This window comes from Halomonas sp. V046 (genome assembly GCF_052645355.1).
This window is the reverse complement of record NZ_JBQXYF010000006.1, coordinates 193,369-210,462: the sequence shown is the minus strand read 5'-3', so window position 1 is coordinate 210,462 and position 17,094 is coordinate 193,369. Positions and strand designations below refer to the sequence as shown.

15 protein-coding genes are annotated in these 17,094 nt (G+C 62.7%); all 15 read left to right on the top strand.

Features of this window, described 5'->3' with window-relative positions:
* The first annotated feature begins 509 nt into the window (after window positions 1–509).
* The 15 genes from hisD to ACUN9Y_RS10035 all read left to right on the top strand — a co-directional run bounded on the left by hisD (window position 510) and on the right by ACUN9Y_RS10035 (window position 17,063).
* Window positions 510–1,820 (top strand): histidinol dehydrogenase, encoded by a 1,311-nt coding sequence (gene hisD, locus ACUN9Y_RS10105; protein WP_445460579.1) that lies wholly within the window; start codon window positions 510–512, stop codon window positions 1,818–1,820.
* A complete protein-coding gene (locus ACUN9Y_RS10100; RefSeq protein WP_445460578.1) occupies window positions 1,817–2,587 on the top strand; it encodes an SDR family NAD(P)-dependent oxidoreductase in 771 nt (256 codons plus the stop codon). The genes hisD and ACUN9Y_RS10100 overlap by 4 nt, the downstream gene beginning before the upstream one ends.
* A 150-nt stretch (window positions 2,588–2,737) precedes the next feature.
* The gene (locus ACUN9Y_RS10095) at window positions 2,738–3,751 is read left to right on the top strand and encodes a cupin domain-containing protein (RefSeq protein ID WP_445460577.1); all 1,014 of its coding nucleotides are present in this window, start codon (window positions 2,738–2,740) and stop codon (window positions 3,749–3,751) included.
* 14 nt (window positions 3,752–3,765) lie between these two features.
* Window positions 3,766–4,464: an alpha/beta fold hydrolase gene (locus ACUN9Y_RS10090; RefSeq protein ID WP_445460686.1), complete on the top strand. Its 699-nt coding sequence runs from the start codon at window positions 3,766–3,768 to the stop codon at window positions 4,462–4,464.
* Window positions 4,465–4,501: 37 nt separating this feature from the next.
* Entirely contained in the window at window positions 4,502–5,215 is a 714-nt protein-coding gene (locus ACUN9Y_RS10085) for an RraA family protein (protein ID WP_445460576.1), read from the top strand.
* A 76-nt stretch (window positions 5,216–5,291) separates the two neighbouring features.
* Complete coding sequence (locus ACUN9Y_RS10080) at window positions 5,292–6,287, top strand: ester cyclase (protein WP_445460575.1); 996 nt, start codon at window positions 5,292–5,294, stop codon at window positions 6,285–6,287.
* A gap of 238 nt (window positions 6,288–6,525) precedes the next feature.
* Window positions 6,526–6,798 (top strand): DUF997 family protein, encoded by a 273-nt coding sequence (locus ACUN9Y_RS10075; protein WP_445460574.1) that lies wholly within the window; start codon window positions 6,526–6,528, stop codon window positions 6,796–6,798.
* A gap of 126 nt (window positions 6,799–6,924) precedes the next feature.
* The gene (locus ACUN9Y_RS10070; RefSeq protein WP_445460573.1) at window positions 6,925–8,337 is read left to right on the top strand and encodes a sodium/pantothenate symporter; all 1,413 of its coding nucleotides are present in this window, start codon (window positions 6,925–6,927) and stop codon (window positions 8,335–8,337) included.
* A gap of 612 nt (window positions 8,338–8,949) precedes the next feature.
* Window positions 8,950–10,242, top strand: a complete 1,293-nt coding sequence (locus ACUN9Y_RS10065) for an NAD(P)/FAD-dependent oxidoreductase (protein WP_445460572.1) — start codon at window positions 8,950–8,952, stop codon at window positions 10,240–10,242.
* 29 nt (window positions 10,243–10,271) lie between these two features.
* Complete coding sequence (locus ACUN9Y_RS10060) at window positions 10,272–11,405, top strand: ABC transporter ATP-binding protein (RefSeq protein ID WP_445460571.1); 1,134 nt, start codon at window positions 10,272–10,274, stop codon at window positions 11,403–11,405.
* An 8-nt stretch (window positions 11,406–11,413) separates the two neighbouring features.
* On the top strand, window positions 11,414–12,337 hold the full coding sequence (locus ACUN9Y_RS10055) for an ABC transporter permease (protein WP_445460570.1): 924 nt from the start codon (window positions 11,414–11,416) through the stop codon (window positions 12,335–12,337).
* A complete protein-coding gene (locus ACUN9Y_RS10050; RefSeq protein WP_445460569.1) occupies window positions 12,334–13,131 on the top strand; it encodes an ABC transporter permease in 798 nt (265 codons plus the stop codon). Before ACUN9Y_RS10055 ends, ACUN9Y_RS10050 begins: the two co-directional genes overlap by 4 nt.
* An 86-nt stretch (window positions 13,132–13,217) precedes the next feature.
* Window positions 13,218–14,288 (top strand): ABC transporter substrate-binding protein, encoded by a 1,071-nt coding sequence (locus tag ACUN9Y_RS10045; RefSeq protein WP_445460568.1) that lies wholly within the window; start codon window positions 13,218–13,220, stop codon window positions 14,286–14,288.
* 100 nt (window positions 14,289–14,388) lie between these two features.
* Window positions 14,389–15,756, top strand: a complete 1,368-nt coding sequence (locus ACUN9Y_RS10040; RefSeq protein WP_445460567.1) for a glutamine synthetase family protein — start codon at window positions 14,389–14,391, stop codon at window positions 15,754–15,756.
* A gap of 218 nt (window positions 15,757–15,974) precedes the next feature.
* Window positions 15,975–17,063: an ABC transporter substrate-binding protein gene (locus tag ACUN9Y_RS10035; RefSeq protein ID WP_445460566.1), complete on the top strand. Its 1,089-nt coding sequence runs from the start codon at window positions 15,975–15,977 to the stop codon at window positions 17,061–17,063.
* Window positions 17,064–17,094 lie beyond the last annotated feature (31 nt).

Here is a 17,094-nt window from a genome sequence, read left to right as displayed (position 1 = left end):
ATCCGGGGGTGATGATAGGTGGTGGTCTTATTCTATGGTCGAACACCAGGCGCCCGTCAGGCGGGGCTGTTTTCTCTATCTGTTTGATTTTTCTGTAGCCTATAAAGACATCAGATAACAGTGGTAGCGCGCGCTTTCTTGATGTGTGTTTGCATTCGTATGCAATAACTGCCATTTTTTATCCATGGTGAAGACCCGGCGGGCACCTTGTCGCGATTGGCGCACGGCACCTTGCGCTGTGATCGTCCATTGACTGAGTGATGTGGCGGTGCTGGGTAAAGGCGTTTGCATGCGCGGATCGACGCTTTTTGCCGGTTTGGGAGCCGTTCCTGCGGTCATCGCGAAGATGGTTCGGCGAAGGATAACACCGCACTCATTTAAGTATGCATACGAATGCATAGTCGTATCACACCCTATACCGCCGACGCTGGCGGGATGGATTCCTTTTCATCGGGTGTGCGGGCAGAGATGTCCTCATATCCAATAACGAACTGCCCCTGGAGGCATTCATGATTCGTACATTGAAATCCGGCGCTACGGTGGAGACCCGCGCGGAAGGCGATCGCAAGGTCCGCGAGGTCGTCGAAACCACCCTGGCCGATATCGAAGCGCGGGGTGATGTCGCCGTGCGTGAACTGTCGGAGCGTTTCGACAACTGGTCGCCGACGAGCTTTCGTCTCAGCCCGGAGGACATCGAGCGAGCCATGGCCGAGATCGAGCCCCAGGCGCTTGAGGATATCCGTTTTGCCCAGGCCCAGGTGCGTCGTTTTGCCGAGGCTCAGTTGGCGTCGATGACCGAAATCGAGGTCGAGAATAGCCCCGGTGTGATCCTGGGGCACAAGCATGTGCCGATCAGTGCCGTGGGCTGCTACATCCCGGGAGGGGGCTATCCGATGGTGGCCTCGGCGCACATGAGCGTGTTGACGGCTAAGGTCGCGGGGGTAAAGCGAGTCGTGGCGGCGGCTCCCCCCTATAAGGGCAGCGCTCACCCGGCCATCGTCGCGGCCATGCACCTGGCTGGCGCCGATGAGATCCTGGTGCTTGGAGGCGTTCAGGCCGTTGGTGCGATGGCCATCGGCACCGAGTCCATCGCCCCGGTCGACATGCTGGTCGGCCCTGGCAACGCCTTCGTGGCGGAGGCCAAGCGTCAGCTCTTCGGTCGCGTCGGCATCGACCTGTTTGCCGGTCCCACCGAGACCCTGGTGATTGCCGATGACAGTGTCGACGGCCTGCTATGCGCCACCGATCTGCTGGGGCAGGCCGAGCATGGTCCGACCTCGCCGGCGGCGCTGTTGACCAATTCCGAGACCCTGGCCAGAGACACCGAGGCTGCCATCGCGGAATTGTTGAAGAAACTGCCGACCGCCGAGTTGGCACGCCAGGCCTGGGAGGCCTACGGCGAGATCATCGTCTGCGACAGCCATGACGAAATGCTCCAGGTGGCCAACGAGATGGCCTACGAGCACGTCCAGGTGATGACAGAGAATCCCGACTGGTATCTCGAGAACATGGTCAACTACGGCGCACTGTTTCTCGGCCCGCGTACCAACGTCGCCTACGGTGACAAGGTCATCGGCACCAATCACACCCTGCCGACCAAGAAGGCCGCGCGCTACACCGGCGGCCTGTGGGTCGGCAAGTTCCTCAAGACCTGCACCTACCAGAAAGTCCTCACCGACGAGGCGTCCGCGCGTATCGGCAGCTACTGCTCTCGATTGTGTGCACTCGAGGGATTTGCTGGTCATGGCGAGCAGGCCAACGAGCGGGTGCGTCGCTACGGCAAGCAGGATGTGCCTTACGCGGGGCAGGTGAAGGCATGAGCCGGCACCAGGCGATGCCCCTGCCGAGCATGCCGAGCGCACGGCTCGATGGGCGCCGTGCGCTTGTCACCGGCGCCAGTAAAGGGTTGGGGCTGGCGGCGGCCTGCGCCCTGGCCGAGGCCGGGGCCAATGTCACACTGGTGGCACGGGACGGGGATGCCTTGAATGCGGTGGTGTTGGCGCTGCGGGAAACCGGTCATCAAGCTCAGGCGATGGCCCTGGATGTGTCGGATATCGACGCGGTTCGTGAGGCATTTACCGGCGAGGCCACCGATATCCTGGTCAACAACGCGGGCACCAATCGGCCGAAACCGCTGGGCGATATCAGGGGCGCAGACTACGACGCGGTCATGAATCTGAATGTGCGAGCCGCCTATTTTCTGGCCCAGGTCATCAGTGAGTCGATGACCGATGGTGGCAGCATCATCAACATGTCGTCGCAGATGGGGCACGTCGGTGCTGCCAACCGGACACTCTACTGCGCCTCCAAGGCGGCAATGGAAGGGATGACGCGAGCCATGGCCGTCGAGCTTGGGCCACGCGGGATTCGCGTCAATAGCGTCTGTCCGACCTTTATCGAGACGCCCATGACGCGCCCCTTCTTCGACCGCCCCGGATTTCGTGAAGAGGTGCTGGCGAAGATACCGCTGGGCCGCCTGGGCAGGGTCGAGGACATCATGGGGCCGGTGGCGTTTTTGGCCTCCGATGCCGCGGCGCTGGTCACCGGTAGCGCCTTGATGGTCGACGGCGGATGGACCGCTCAATAACGGCTGTCGTCGCGACGCCAGTGCGACGCAGCGGCGCCCCTTGGGCCCTTCCGCCGCGATCATAGGCGGCCGGTGCCGGCGTGAAACGTAGTTTTTTGATAAAGCGGCGACTGCCGTGTCGTCCCCCCAGTACCGATATCAGGAGAGAGCATGAGCTGGACACGTGAAACACTCAAGGCACGCCGGGTCCGCTACGCAGACCTGGTGCCCTGTCGCAATGCCTTCGTCGATACCCGCACCCCCGGGTCGGATCGCAAGGAAAATTTCACCATCATCGGGCCGGGTGTCTCGGAGAATCCGAACCAGCATATCCATATAGCGGAGCCGCATGGCTTCAATGTCGGCGGCGCTCGGCAGCCGGAAGGGTGCCTCAATTCGCAGCATTCCCACGAGAGTGCCGAGGTGTTCATCGTTCACAGTGGGCATTGGCGACTGATCTTCGGCGCAGAGGGCGAGGACGGTAGCGTCGAGGTAGGGCCGGGCGATATCGCCAGCGTCCCCGTTCATATGTTTCGGGGTTTCGAGAAGCTCGACGCCGGGGACGGCTTTCTTTTTGTGTTGCTCGGCGGCGACGACCCGGGAAGGGTCAAGTGGGCGCCGAGCGTGTTCGAGCTGGCCAAGGAGCATGGTCTGGTGTTGCTCAAGGGGGGCAAGTTGGTCGACCTGCGCGCCGGTGAGCAGGTGCCCGAGGGAGCAGAGCTCGAGCAGGCACCGAACGCCGATGAGGTGGCGCGGTTGGTGACTCCCACGGCCGAGCGCCTAGCGCAGTGCGTGGTGCGCCATGATCAGCTCAGCGCGACCGAGGGCGCCGGGCTTAATGGTCGCGGGGTCGAGGAGTGTCCGGTGATCGTATCTCGGCACAGTGGTGATGGCTTCGCCCCTGGCCCCATCGTCGGCTGGTGGCCCCATGGCTTCCAGGTGCGAGTCCTGCGCTTGTCCGAAGGCGCCCAGACACCGCTCTATCACTGCGATGAGCCGGAGGTCTTGCTGGTGCAGCGTGGTCGAGTCCGCGTCCAGAGCAGTGCCGGTGACGTCATCCTCGACGCCGGCGATACCTTCACCTCTCCTCAGGGGTGGGCGCACCGACTGATGTCAGATGCGCCCGCCGAGGTCGTCGTGGTGCGTGGCACCGATACGCCGGCCGGACCCGTGATAGCGCCATGACGAGTCCTGGGTTGATGCTGATCCCTGGCACCCTGTGCGATGAACGGCTGTGGTCGCCGCAGATTGCCGCGCTCACCGGGCACGCGGAGATTGTCGTGCCGAGAGTGGACGCCAGCGACGATCTCGATGCCATCGCCCGAGATGTCATTGCCCAGGCGCCGTGGCAGAGCTTCAGCCTCGCGGGGCTCTCGATGGGCGGCATCCTGGCCATGGCAGTAATGCGCCAGGCCCCCCAGCGAGTAGCGCGACTGGCATTGTTGAACACCAACCCCTTCGGCGAGGCCGCCGAGCGCCAGGCGCTGCGCGAAGATGATCTGCGTAAGGCTCGCGAGATGGGGCTTGAACGCTACGCTCGCGAGGTGCTGGCGCCGCTGTATCCCGCCCTGGGGCAGCCGCAGGATCCACGCCACACCGAACTGGTGGTGGCCATGGCGCGGGATGCCGGACTCGAGACCTTCCGCCGCCAGTCAATGGCCCTGCGCGATCGTCCCGATGCTAGCCGACGACTGGGCGAGATTGGCTGTCCGACGCTGGTGCTATGTGGTGATGGTGACCAGCTGTGCCCGCTATCGCGTCACACCTATCTCGCCGAGCAGATTGCCGGCGCCGAGCTGACGGTACTGCCGGGGATTGGTCATCTGAGCACGCTGCAGGCGCCGTCGGCAGTCAATGCTGCGCTGGCCAGGTGGCTCGAGCTACCGGCGTCGATATGATCCTTTTCCTGCTCGAGTTTCCTTCCAAGGAGATCTTATGAACTCACCAGACACCTCTCTCGCCGACGCCTTGCAGACGCTGCGAGGTTTCGATACCCCGACGGTGGCCAATGCTCTCGATCTGGTGCGTGGCACACGCTGCGGCGAGGGTTTCACTCGGCAGCCGCTGGTGGCCGCCGATCCTGGTGCTGCGCCGTTGGTCGGCTATGCACGTTGCGCAAAAATTCGTGCACTGACCGCTCCCGATGAGCCGGCCGCGACCATTCGTGAGCGTCGACTCGCCTACTATCGTCATGTGGCCGAAAGCCCCGCCGACTCGCTGATGGTGATCGAGGACGAGGATGGCGATCAGGCGGTCGGTGCTTACTGGGGCGAGGTGAACACATGCTTGCACAAGCGCCTCGGCGTCCAGGGTGTTTTGACCAACGGCGTGATTCGCGATCTCGATGATCTCGAGCCGGGCTTCACCGTACTCGGTGGACGAGTGGGGCCCTCCCACGCTTACGTGCGCGTGACGGCAGTCGATGAGCCGGTCGAGGTGTTTGGCCTACGTGTGGAGCCTGGCGATCTGATCCATGCCGATCGACATGGCGCGGTGCGCCTCACCGCTGAAGAGGTGCTGGCACTGCCTGAGGCCATCGAGCGCATCGTCGCGGCCGAGAAGGAGCTACTGGCCAGTGCCCGGGCACCTGGCTTCGACTACGATCGCCTCCTCGAGGCCTGGGAGGCCTTCGAGAAGCGCCGCGTCTAGGACGCCGGCGAGATCTGCGCCCGTCATCTAGCGACAACCCATAACTCAAACACCTTGACGATGAAGGAGAGACCCGATGAAAGGGTTCGATGATCACTTTAACGACCTGCCGGACTACATCCTCGGCATTACCCGTGAAATCTGGGAGGAGCGGGGCGTTGGCGCCAAGCTCAAGCGCTACTACGCCGACGATGTTCTGGTCAGGGCACCGAGCGGGATTCTCACCGATAACCGAGGCGTCACTGCGGCGACCCTGCAGACGCTGAACGAGTTTCCCGACCGCCAGTTGGTGGGTGAAGACGTGATCTGGAGCGGCGACGAGGACCGCGGCTTCTACTCGTCACACCGCTTGATATCGGTCATGCGCCATACCGGCAGCGGCGCCTACGGCAATGCCTCCGGGCGGGTGGTGCGCTCACGTGTCATCGCCGACTGCGTGGTGCGAGAAAACCAGGTCCATGAAGAGTGGTTGGTGCGCGATCAGGCGGCCTTTGCGCACTGTCTTGGTATCGAGCCACGGGAGCTCGCGCAGCGCCAGGTCGAGAGTGACATTCGTCAGTTCGGGCGTGCGCGCTACTTTACCCCTGAGGAAGATGTCGAGGGCAGCTACCGCGGTCGTATCGACGATGACGCCCAGGCGGCTCGCTATGCCGAGGGTTGGTCTGCGATCTGGGATGGCAAGGAGATTTCCGAACTATTTGCCCTTTACCACCCCGGGGCGACACTCAACGCGCCGGGTGGGATCGTGCTCAATGGCCACGGCGATATCGATCGTTTTGTGCTGGGATACCTGTCGTCATTTCCCGATGCGCGACTCTCGGTGGAACACCTTATCGTTAACCGTGATCCCGGCCAGCCGCTGCGTATCGCCATGCGTTGGTCATTCACGGCGACGCATAGTGGTTGGGGGCACTTCGGTGAGCCGACCGGCGCACCGGTCTATGTCATGGGATTGAGCCATGCCCACCTGGTCAATGGCCGGGTCTCCATGGAGTGGGTCACGGTGGATGAGGTGGCGATCTGGAAGCAACTTCTTGCGTATCAGGCCAGTGATCGAAGCACCTCGGCCTAGCCAAGGAAAAGCCGAGGCCTGACACCGTCTCTGGTGAGCGTGATGTCTGCAGGGCTGACGGGTCGCTGATGATCCGAAGGAGGTTGTCGGTCAGAGAGCGAGAGTCGTGACGCCATGACTACGTAAGCAAAGAGTCATGGGGTAGGGGCGCTGGCAGCGTTGGCCATTGGGAGTGGCATCGCCAGCGCATGGGAAAGCATGAAATTCATACCACAAGAATAAACTCTGGGAGATATCGATGAGCGAGAATCTCGATGAACTGATGGGGCGCAGTTACTACCTGCGTACCCGAAAAGAAGCCATGGTGGCGGGAATTATCTGGTTGGTTTTCTTCGTCTGGACGGTAGGCGTGTCTTATTGGCTTGGCTATGTCGACAACGATTTGTCGACCACCATGGGGCTGCCAACCTGGATATTTTGGGGTGTCTTGCTGCCGTTTCTTACCGCGGCGGTGGTCAATAGTATTTATGCCTTCTTCTATCTCGAAGACGACCCTGACGTTAAAGAATAATTTACCGAGGAATCGAGCATGTATTCCGAAAATTCGACCAGTGTAGCTATAGTGATTGGTCTTTATCTTGGTATTACATTTCTGTTCGCCTTCATCAGTGGTCGACGCACTGCGAAAGGCGATTTCATGGAAGAGTACTTTGTCGGTGGGCGTCAAACCGGTCCTTGGATTCTCGGCCTGACATGGATCGCCACGATGGCCAGTGGTGGTACCTTTATCGGTGTCCCTGGGCTGTTGCACACCTATGGCTGGATCGTTTTTCTCTGGATTTCCGGTTTCATGGTCGTCATTACCACCGGTTTCGGTATCCTCGGCAAGCGGGTCGGTCAGGTCGGCCGCAAGACCGGTGCCCTGACCTTTCCTGACCTGCTTCGTGACCGCTTTGAAAGTCCCATGATCGGCGTACTTTCGGCGCTGATGATCGTGATCCTGTATCTTGCGTTCATGGTGGCGCAGTACGCCGCGGGAGCCAGGGTGCTAGAGGCGGTGGTGGGCATTCCCTATCACTGGGGAGTGATCGGCTTTGCCGTCTCGGTTGCCTTGTATACCGCCTACGGTGGTTTTCGTGCGGTGGCATGGACCGACAGCTTTCAGGCCGTCGTCATGCTCGTGGGGGTGATCATGACGGCGTACTTCGCGGTCAGCATGGTCGGAGGGTTCGAGGCGCTTCAGGCTGGACTGATCAGCCAGTCGGAGCAGCTGGTGTCTGGCCCGGGACCGAAGGACTTCTTGCCACTGGTGGCGGCCATTTCGTTCTTCGTGTTGATGCCTCTATCGCAGCTCGGACAGCCGGCGCTGGTCAGTCGTTTCCTGACGTTCAATGATTCACGGGTGCTCAAGCGTGCGGCGCTGATGACCGGTATTTATGTTGCTATCATGTATCCGCTGATCATGCTTGTCGGCGTGGCGGGTCGAGCGCTGGTGCCTGAGCTCGAGTCTCCGGATCATGCCATGACCGCCACGGTGATGATGGTGCTGCCGGCAGCGATTGCCGGTTTCGTGATTGCGGCACCCGTGTCGGCGATCATGTCGTCGCTGAGCTCTTTTCTTCTGGTGACCGCAGGAGCCCTGGTCCGCGATATCTATCAGCATAGCTTCGAGCCGAACATGAGTGGAGAAAAGGCCAAGAAGCTGACCCACCTGATGACCTTCAGCGTCACCATCGTGGGGGTCATTCTGGCCTTCAACCCACCCCAGTTGTTGCAGTTGATCGTGGTCTTTGCCGGTGCTGGACTGGGGGCTACCTTCGCCTGGCCGACCATTCTTGGCCTGTTCTGGCCACGCATGAACCATATGGGATGCCTGCTTGGCATGCTGGTGGGCTTCGTGTCCTTCGTCTTGCAGTACCTGACCATGGGCAGTTCCAGCGTGTTTGGCTTTCATCCTTTCGTCTGGTCATTCGTGTTATCGCTTCTGGCCTGCGTACTGGGGAGTCGTTTGGCGCCGCGGCAGAGCAGCGATGTTCTCGAGCTGTACTTCGGCGACCGGACACGCTCGCGTAGTGCCAAGAAGAAGCTTCAACAGGCGATCGCCAGCTAGGTGTGGCGCTGTCCCCGGGGCCGGTCGGCCTCGGGGCAGTTATTCAGCACGCCCCTAAGGCCGCCGGTACCCGCTGTGCGAAGAGTCTGCGGGCTACGCCACTCCCTTCCGTGCCATCACCCGGCGCGACCGCCGCGCCCATCGGGTGCTCGAGGTGTTTCTCGAGGCGCTCGAGCGACAGGTAACCCCCCCCCCCTGAACTACTGCTTTTGCCTGATGCTTGCTGTATGGCAAGGTGCCATTTCCTATCATTCTTTCGTCGAATATACTGCGCTGGCAGGGCCTTGAACGTAGCAGGCGCTCTGTCGTCGGGTGTCGATTATATGACGACGGGTTTTCGCCGGTGCCGCGGTATTCTCGGGCGATGACGCGCGGCGCAAGACGCTCCTGTGATCGCAGCTGAATCCGACTATCCTGCTATTTTTTGGCGCAAAATATGCTGGTGACAAGTCTTGCGTATTAAACCCCTCACCCAAGGGTGAAAGATTCGTCGTTATTGAATACTTGACGTGCACCATCGTGCTGGTGTCACACTAAGCCAAGTCCGGCGAGCATCGACCGGACGGCTTACAACAACAAGCGCAAGGCGCAACACAGACGGACCCCTATCGCATGACTGATTCTTCATCGTCCGCGACACCCGCTTCCTGGTACCGCGATTCCATTGCGGTCCAGCTCGAGCCCACCCCCGTGCTGCAAGGCGATACGCGCGCCGATGTGTGTATCGTCGGTGGCGGCGTCACCGGCTGCTCGGCGGCGCTGCATCTGGCCGAGCGCGGCTACAAGGTCGTGCTGCTGGAGGCCGCCAGCGTGGGCCACGGCGCATCGGGCCGCAGCGGCGGTCAGATCCTGCCGGGCCTTGGCACCGACATCGCTACCGTCGACAAGGCCCTCGGCCGCGAACGCGCTCGCGACATCTGGGAAATGAGCCGCGAGGCGGTGCGCCTCACCGCGGAACTCATCGAGCGCCACGCCATTCCCTGCGAGCTTGCCTGGGGCTACCTGCACGCCGCGGTCAAGCCGCGTCATGTCAAGGAGCTCGGCGATTTTCGCGAGCGCATGGCCCGCGATTTCGGCTACGAGTCGCTTGAGTGGCGAGAAGGTGATGCCCTGCGTGAGCACGTGGTGACCGATGCCTATCCGGCGGCTCTGTGGGAGGGCGAGGGCGGTCACCTGCACCCGCTCAACTATACCCTGGGCCTTGCCCGCGCCGCCCAGCGTGCCGGCGTTAGCCTGCATGAACATAGCCCGGTCGTGGAGCTCAAGCGCGGTGAGCCGGCCACGATCATCACCGCCCAGGGCAGGGTGGTGGCGGATCGCGTCATCCTCGCCACCAACGCCTACGGCAAAGACCTGGTGCCGGAGATGAGTGGGCGCATCATGCGCGCCGCCAACTACATGATCGCCACGGCGCCGCTCACCGCCGAACAGGCCGCCCAGGTATTGCCCAGAAACGATGCCCTGTCGGATGCCAACTTCGTCCTCGACTACTATCGTCTGTCCGCCGACCGGCGCCTGATCTACGGCGGCGAGGTGAGCTACGACGGCCGCGCGCCACGTGGGCTGGAGGCTCGCATCGACGGCAAGATTCGTCGGCTGTTCTCCGTACTCAATGACGTCGAGATCCAGTACCGCTGGGGGGGCGACGTCGCCATCACCTTCAATCGTGCGCCGGACTTCGGCCGTTTGGGGGCGAACATCTACTATGCCCAGGGCTATTCGGGCCATGGCATGGCCATGGCCGGGCTCGCCGGCAAGCTGCTTGCCGAGTCCCTCGGCGGGGATAGCGAGCGCTTCGACACCTTCGCCGCCATGCCGCACCGAACCTTCCCGGGCGGACGCTTGCTGCGCACGCCGCTGCTGGTGCTGGCGACCACCTTCTACAAGCTTCGCGACCGGCTGTGACTGGCCGTCAGAACGACGAGGATATTTCCATGAGCGATTCCCTGACGGCGATGGGCGATAGCGTCCGTGATGCCGATCCCTCTGCGCGTGATGCCGCCGGCGAGGCGGCTGAGCGTCGCACCGCGTCTTCGATCGAGATGAGGGGCCTGCACAAGCGCTTCGGTCGCGACACGGTGGCGCTGGACGGTGTCGACCTGACCATCGAGGCCGGCGAGTTCTTTACCCTGTTGGGGCCTTCGGGCTGCGGCAAGACCACGCTGCTACGCATTCTGGCCGGCCTCGAAGACGCCAACGATGGCAGCTTGACCATCGGCGGCAAGGAGGTCACCGAGGTGCCTCCGCATCGACGCAGCGTCAACACGGTGTTCCAGTCCTACGCGCTGTTTCCGCATCTGTCGGTGCGCGAGAATCTGGCCTTCGGCCTCAAGATGCGCGGCGTGAGTGCCGCCGAGCGCGAGGCCAAGGTCAACCAGATCGCCTCCTTCATCAAGCTCGGTGATCTGGTCGATCGGCGCATCGACCAGCTTTCCGGCGGCCAGCGTCAGCGTATCGCCCTGGCCCGGGCGCTGGTCTGCGAGCCGGACGTGCTGCTGCTGGACGAGCCGCTGTCGGCGCTTGATGCGGGCCTGCGCAGCCAGCTCCAGGTGGAACTCTTGCGGGTACAGAAGCGCCTCGGCATGACCTTCGTCTTCGTCACCCATGACCAGGATGAGGCCATGGTCATGTCGGATCGCATCGCCGTGCTCAACGGCGGTACGATCCAGCAGGTCGGGCCCCCGCGTGAAGTCTATGAGCGTCCGGCCAACGCCTTTGTTGCGCGCTTCATGGGCCACGACAATCTCTATCCGGTCAGCGCCCGGGACGGCAATCGCCTGACCACCGAGCTCGGCGTACTCGAGGCCGAGGAGGGCGGAACGGGCGATCTGTTGCTGATTCGCCCGGAGACCCTGGACCTGAAGGTCGGTCACGTCGACGGCGTGAACCATCTGCCCGGGCGAATCACCGAGCGGCTCTACCGCGGCAGCCACGCCGAGTACCGCCTCGAGATCGGCACCTCGAGTCTGCAGGCCACGGTGAATAACCGCGGTCGCCACCTGCCCGACGTAGGCGACGAGGTGACCCTGGTGGTCGCCCCGGAAGACCTCGTCACCCTGAGCGAGTGAGGCCCGATATGTCGACGACTTCTCCTGCCGTCATCGGGCGCAGCCAGGGCATGGTGCGCGAAGCGCGCCACCTGCTGTTCACGGTGACCCCGGGTGCCGCCTGGATCATCTTCTTCCTGGTGCTGCCAAGCGCCTACCTGATGGCCGTGGCCTTCATGTCCAATGGCCCCTACGGTCTGCCGCAGATGCCACTGTCGCTGGATTCCTTCAAGCAGCTGGCCGGGTTCGGTTTTCTCGGCTGGAGCCCGGGCAACCTCTATACGCTGCTGCGCTCACTGTGGCAGACCTTTGTCGCCACGGGGCTGGTGGTGGTGGTGGCCTATCCCATCGCCTACTACATCACCACCTGCCGGGCCAAGTGGCGGCCGCTGATGCTGCTGCTGGTGGTGGTGCCGTCCTGGACCAATCAGGTGATCCGGACCTTCGGCTGGATGAACCTGCTGGCACCCGGTACGCCGCTGTCCGGCGCCGCCGAGGCGCTCGGCCTGATCGCACCCAACATGGGTCTCTATCCGTCCAACTTCGCCGTGACCCTGGGCCTTGTGTACAACTTCCTGCCGTTCATGGTGCTGCCGCTCTATGCCGCCTTCGAGAAGCTCGATACCGCCCAGGTAGAGGCGGCGCAGGATCTGTACGCCACACCCGCTCGTTCGTTCTGGCATGCGGTCTTTCCGCAGACCCTGCCGGGGCTTCTGGCCGGCATCGTGCTGGTGGCGATTCCGGCCTTCGGCATGTACGTCATCCCGGAGCTGCTGGGCGGTGGCAAGGCGCTGATGCTCGGCAATCTGGTCGCGACCCAGTTCTCGGGTGGCTCCAACTGGCCGCTGGGGGCGGCCGGCGCGATTCTGATGTTGATTGCGACCTTCATTGGGCTCTTCGCCATGCGTCGCATCGGCAAGCGTCTGGGTGGCGGTGAAGAGGTGGTGATATGAGAAAGCGGACCCTGAAGCGTGGCCTGACGGCCTTCTGGTGGATCACCATGGTGTTTTTGTACCTGCCGCTGGCGGTGGTGGTGATGTTCTCCTTCAACGCCTCGAACAGCGCCGCCAGCATGACCGGGCTGTCGCTGCGCTGGTACTACCAGCTACTCGGTAACGAGCAGATCATGTCGGCGTTCGGCAATACCCTGGTCCTGGCGATCTGTTCGTCGATCGTTGCCCTGGTCATCGGTTGCCTGATCGGCTACGGCATGTATCGCCATCGCCACCGCAAGCTCGGCTGGCTGATCGTGCTGATCTATCTGCCGATCGTGCTGCCGGATATCGTCTTCGGTATCTCCGAGATGGCCTTCTTCGTGCAGTTCCATCGCTTGACCGGCCTGCTGCAGCCCGGGCTCGGGACCATGATCATCGCCCATGTGACCTTCCAGATTCCGTTCGTCGCGTTGATCGTCTATTCGCGCTTCGTCGGGCTCGATCCCAGCCTGTTCGAGGCGGCCAAGGACCTCTACGCGACACCGTTCAAGCGCGTGGTGCACTTCATGCTGCCGACCATCAAGCCGGCGTTGATCTCCGCCTTCTTCTTGTCCTTTACCCTGTCGGTGGATGACTTCGTGATCAGCTTCTTCACCGCGGGGCCGGAGAGCGCGACGCTGCCGATCTATATCTGGGGCGCGATCAAGAAGGGCGTGTCGCCGGAGATCAATGCCATCGCCACGCTGATGATCGGCGCGGTGGCCCTGGCCGCGGTGATGAGCATGCTGTTCAACCGCCAGAGCAAGACCTGATCCATCGCCGAAGAGGCGAAACCGTTATCGACGTACGGGAAACCATGCACGGGAAACCACGCAAGCAAAACAAGGAGAAGATACCCATGCTCAAGCGCAACACATCTGTCGCCCTGGCCGTAGCACTCGGCAGCCTCACGCTCGCAGGCAGCGCCCTGGCAGAGGAAGGCAAGCTGTATCTGTTCAACTGGACGGAATACATGGACCCCGAGATCATCGAGGCCTTCGAGGAAAAGTATGACGTCGAGGTGGTGCAGAATTACTACAACTCGCTGCCGGAGATGTTCGCCAAGCTCAACGCCGGCGGCGTTTCCCAGTACGACATCATCGTGCCGTCCAACTACTACGTGCCACGCTTGATCGAGACCGGCCTGGTGCAGAAGCTCGATCGCTCGAAGTTGCCCAACTTCGCCAATGTGAGGGAGCAGTTCCAGGACCCGAGCTTCGACCCGGGCTCCGCGTACTCGGCGCCGTACCAGTGGGGCACCACGGGAATCGTCTACAACACCGATACCTTCCCCGAGGCGCCCAAGAGCTGGTCGCTGATGTTCGACCCCGAGGTCAATGGCGACTATCCGTTCGCCATCATCGGCGACGGCCAGGTGGCCATGGGTGGGGCCTGCGCAGCGCTCGGTCAACCCTACGACTGCACCGGTCTCGATAGCTGGCGCGAGGCCGCTCGGCTGATGATCGAGACCAAGAATCGCGACAATTTCTCCGGTTTCACCGATGGCACCCCGGCGCTGCAACAGCTCGCCCGGGGCGTGACCCACGTGGGCATGTCCTATAACGGTGACTATCTGTACTTCAAGAGCGAAGATCCTGAGTCCTTCGAGAACCTGGCCTTCATGATCCCCGATGAAGGCGCCGAAATGTGGGTGGACTCCATGCTGATTCCGTCTGAGGCGCCAAACCCAGATCTCGCCCATAAATTCATCAACTTCATACTGGATGCCGAAGTCGGCGCCCAGCTCTCCAACTACAACTACTACGCCAGCCCCAATGCGGCGGCCGAGCCCTATCTCGACGAGGTGCTGACCCAGCCGCCGTCACAGCCCAGTGACGCCGACATGGAGCGTCTGCGCTTCACGCCGAGCCTTGCCGGCGAACAGCTGCAGACCTTTCAGCAGCTGTGGTCCGAGGTACAGGCTCGGTAAAGCAGGTTGACCCCCGGGGCACCGGGTCGGCCAATCGCGGTCGGCGCCGGGCTTCGGGGGCCACCGACGAGTGAAACAACCACACTAACGGAACACTCTCATGAGTAACCGCCAGGAACAGCCAGCCATGAATGACTGGTTTCAGCAGCACGGCATCACCGAGGTCGAGAGCCTCGTCACCGATCTTACCGGCATACTGAAGGGCAAGATCATGCCCGCCGGCAAGTACCTAAAGGGGGGGCGTCCGCGCTTGCCCGATTCGATCTTCATTCAGACCGTGACCGGGGGCTACCCCGACGACGAGGATATCCGATTCTGGAACCCCGCCGAACGGGACATGGAGCTGGTACCGGACCCCAACGCCGTCTTCCTGGTGCCCTGGGCGGAGGATCCCACCGCCCAGATCATTCACGATTGCTATTACCTCACCGGCGAGCCGGTGGACCTGTCGCCGCGCCACGTGCTCAAGCGCGTGCTGGCGCTCTACGAGGAGCGCGGCTGGCGTCCTGTCATCGCGCCGGAGGTGGAGTTCTACCTGGTCAAGACCAACACCGATTCCGACTATCCGCTGGAGCCGCCGATCGGCCGCACCGGTCGCCAGGAGAGCAGCCGCCAGTCGTTTTCCATCGATGCGGTCAATGAGTTCGATCCGCTGTTCGAGGAAATGTACGACTACTGTGACGCCATGAACCTGGACCTGGACACCCTCATTCACGAGGAGGGCGCGGGCCAGATGGAGGTCAACTTCCAGCACGGTGATCCGTTGGCGCTCGCCGACCAGGTGGTGATGTTCAAGCGCGTGCTGCGCGAAACCGCGCTGCGCCACGGCATGTACGGCACCTTCATGGCCAAGCCCATGGCCAACGAGCCGGGGAGTTCCATGCATATCCACCAGAGCCTGGTGGACAGCAAGAAGGGCCACAACCTGTTCGCCGGGGAGGATGGTCAGCCGAGCCGACTGTTCCACCACTTCATCGGCGGCTTGCAGCGTTACTTGCCGGCGGCGATGCCGCTGCTGGCACCCAACGTCAATTCCTACCGCCGGCTGATGCGCACCGACACCTCAGGCTCGGCCCCGATCAACGTCGAGTGGGGGATGGATAACCGCACCGTTGGGCTCAGGGTGCCGGTGTCTGGCCCCGAGGCGACCCGGGTCGAGAATCGGCTGGCCGGGGCCGATGCCAACCCTTATCTGGTCATGGCGGCGTCGCTTGCCTGTGGCTATCTGGGCATGCTGGGGCAGATCGAGCCGCGTCCGCCGATGGTCGGCTCGGCCTGGGCCGGGGGCAACAAGCTGCCGGATGATATCTCCCCGGCGCTGGACATGCTGCATGAGTGTGCGCCCCTGGCGGACATTCTCGGCGAGCGCTTCACCAACAGCTATCTGGCGGTGAAGCGCGCCGAGCATCGCGCCTATTTCCAGGTGATCAGCTCCTGGGAGCGCGAGCATCTGCTGCTCCGGGTGTAGCCGGCAAGGGCCTAGTGCCATGGCGTTCATCCTGGCGGATGAACGCCCCTCGGGTGGGTGACTGCCTTCTGGCATCGCCCAGGCCATGCGACGATGTCGACGACGACAGCACCGATGATAGAGCGGACAGGGTGCCGAGCAAGAATGTCGAGCATCGGCCCCCGCCCGAATGGGCCGGCCGGCGTGATGGGGCGGCCCTCAACGCACAAGGAGAGACCATGAGGCAAGCACAATGGACCGGCAGGGTCGGCTCGGGGCTATTTGCCCTCGGACTGGTCGCCATGAGCGGCGCGGCAAGCGCCGCGGACACTCAGTTGAACCTGTTCAACTGGACCTCCTACATGGACCCCGAGATCATCGAGGACTTCGAGGCCGAGACCGGCATCGAGGTGGTGCAGAACTACTACAACTCCAACGCCGAAATGCTGTCGAAGCTGACCGCCGGCGGCGATGCCCAGTACGACATCGTGATTCCGTCGGACTACTTCGTACCGCGTCTGATCGGGGCCGGCGTGCTACAGCCGCTGACCGAGGACGGCGACGCCCTGGAAGGCCGAGGCAATGTCCTCGAGGACTTTCGCGCGCCGCCCTATGACCCCGAAGGACGCTATACCGTGCCCTACCAGTGGGGCGTGACGGGGGTCGTCTATAACACCGATACCTTCCCCGATCCCGACCCCAGTTGGGGCATGCTCTATGATCCCGAGGTCAATTCCGAGTATCCGTTCGCGCTGCTCAAGGGTGATGGCCAGTTCACCTTCTCGACGATCTGTGCCTTTCAGGGTGCGGGTTTCGACTGCGTCGGCCAAGAGCCTTGGGTCGCCGCCGCCAAGACGGTGGTCGACACCCGCGGGCGCGAGAACTTCGTCGGCTTCGTGGATGCCACCGCCAGCATCGAGCAGGTGGCCAGCGGCGTGATCCATGCCGGTATCGCTTACAATGGCGACGTCGCGGCGAAGAAGGCCGATGACCCGGAGCTTTACGGCAACGTCGGCTTCTTCGTGCCCAAGGAAGGCTCCCAGCGCTGGGTCGATGTCATGGCGATTCCGGCCCATGCGCCGCATCCTGACGCGGCGCGCGCCTTCATCGAGTACATGCTGCGCCCGGAGGTTGCGGCCAAGCTGTCGAACTACAATCTCTACACCTCGCCCAACCAGGCCGCCCAGACGATGCTGGATGCGGCCTTGCGTGAACCGCCGGTGATGCCCGATGAGCAGACCCGTGAGCGCCTCTCGTTCACGCCGACGGTAGAGGGCGAGCAGCTCGAACTGCTGCAACAGCTGTGGAGCGAAGCGCGCTCCCGGTGAACCGGGTGAGGCGCGCAGGGACTTGCCCGCA

What these genes read in the sequence shown, in the direction of transcription:
- ACUN9Y_RS10070 (WP_445460573.1), top strand. Translation starts at nt 6,925, where the DNA reads ATGGAAGAGTACTTTGTCGGTGGGCGTCAAACCGGTCCTTGGATTCTC.
- ACUN9Y_RS10035 (WP_445460566.1), top strand. Translation starts at nt 15,975, where the DNA reads ATGAGGCAAGCACAATGGACCGGCAGGGTCGGCTCGGGGCTATTTGCC.
- hisD (WP_445460579.1), top strand. Translation starts at nt 510, where the DNA reads ATGATTCGTACATTGAAATCCGGCGCTACGGTGGAGACCCGCGCGGAA.
- ACUN9Y_RS10100 (WP_445460578.1), top strand. Translation starts at nt 1,817, where the DNA reads ATGAGCCGGCACCAGGCGATGCCCCTGCCGAGCATGCCGAGCGCACGG.
- ACUN9Y_RS10055 (WP_445460570.1), top strand. Translation starts at nt 11,414, where the DNA reads ATGTCGACGACTTCTCCTGCCGTCATCGGGCGCAGCCAGGGCATGGTG.
- ACUN9Y_RS10065 (WP_445460572.1), top strand. Translation starts at nt 8,950, where the DNA reads ATGACTGATTCTTCATCGTCCGCGACACCCGCTTCCTGGTACCGCGAT.
- ACUN9Y_RS10080 (WP_445460575.1), top strand. Translation starts at nt 5,292, where the DNA reads ATGAAAGGGTTCGATGATCACTTTAACGACCTGCCGGACTACATCCTC.
- ACUN9Y_RS10090 (WP_445460686.1), top strand. Translation starts at nt 3,766, where the DNA reads ATGCTGATCCCTGGCACCCTGTGCGATGAACGGCTGTGGTCGCCGCAG.
- ACUN9Y_RS10060 (WP_445460571.1), top strand. Translation starts at nt 10,272, where the DNA reads ATGAGCGATTCCCTGACGGCGATGGGCGATAGCGTCCGTGATGCCGAT.
- ACUN9Y_RS10040 (WP_445460567.1), top strand. Translation starts at nt 14,389, where the DNA reads ATGAGTAACCGCCAGGAACAGCCAGCCATGAATGACTGGTTTCAGCAG.
- ACUN9Y_RS10085 (WP_445460576.1), top strand. Translation starts at nt 4,502, where the DNA reads ATGAACTCACCAGACACCTCTCTCGCCGACGCCTTGCAGACGCTGCGA.
- ACUN9Y_RS10075 (WP_445460574.1), top strand. Translation starts at nt 6,526, where the DNA reads ATGAGCGAGAATCTCGATGAACTGATGGGGCGCAGTTACTACCTGCGT.
- ACUN9Y_RS10050 (WP_445460569.1), top strand. Translation starts at nt 12,334, where the DNA reads ATGAGAAAGCGGACCCTGAAGCGTGGCCTGACGGCCTTCTGGTGGATC.
- ACUN9Y_RS10045 (WP_445460568.1), top strand. Translation starts at nt 13,218, where the DNA reads ATGCTCAAGCGCAACACATCTGTCGCCCTGGCCGTAGCACTCGGCAGC.
- ACUN9Y_RS10095 (WP_445460577.1), top strand. Translation starts at nt 2,738, where the DNA reads ATGAGCTGGACACGTGAAACACTCAAGGCACGCCGGGTCCGCTACGCA.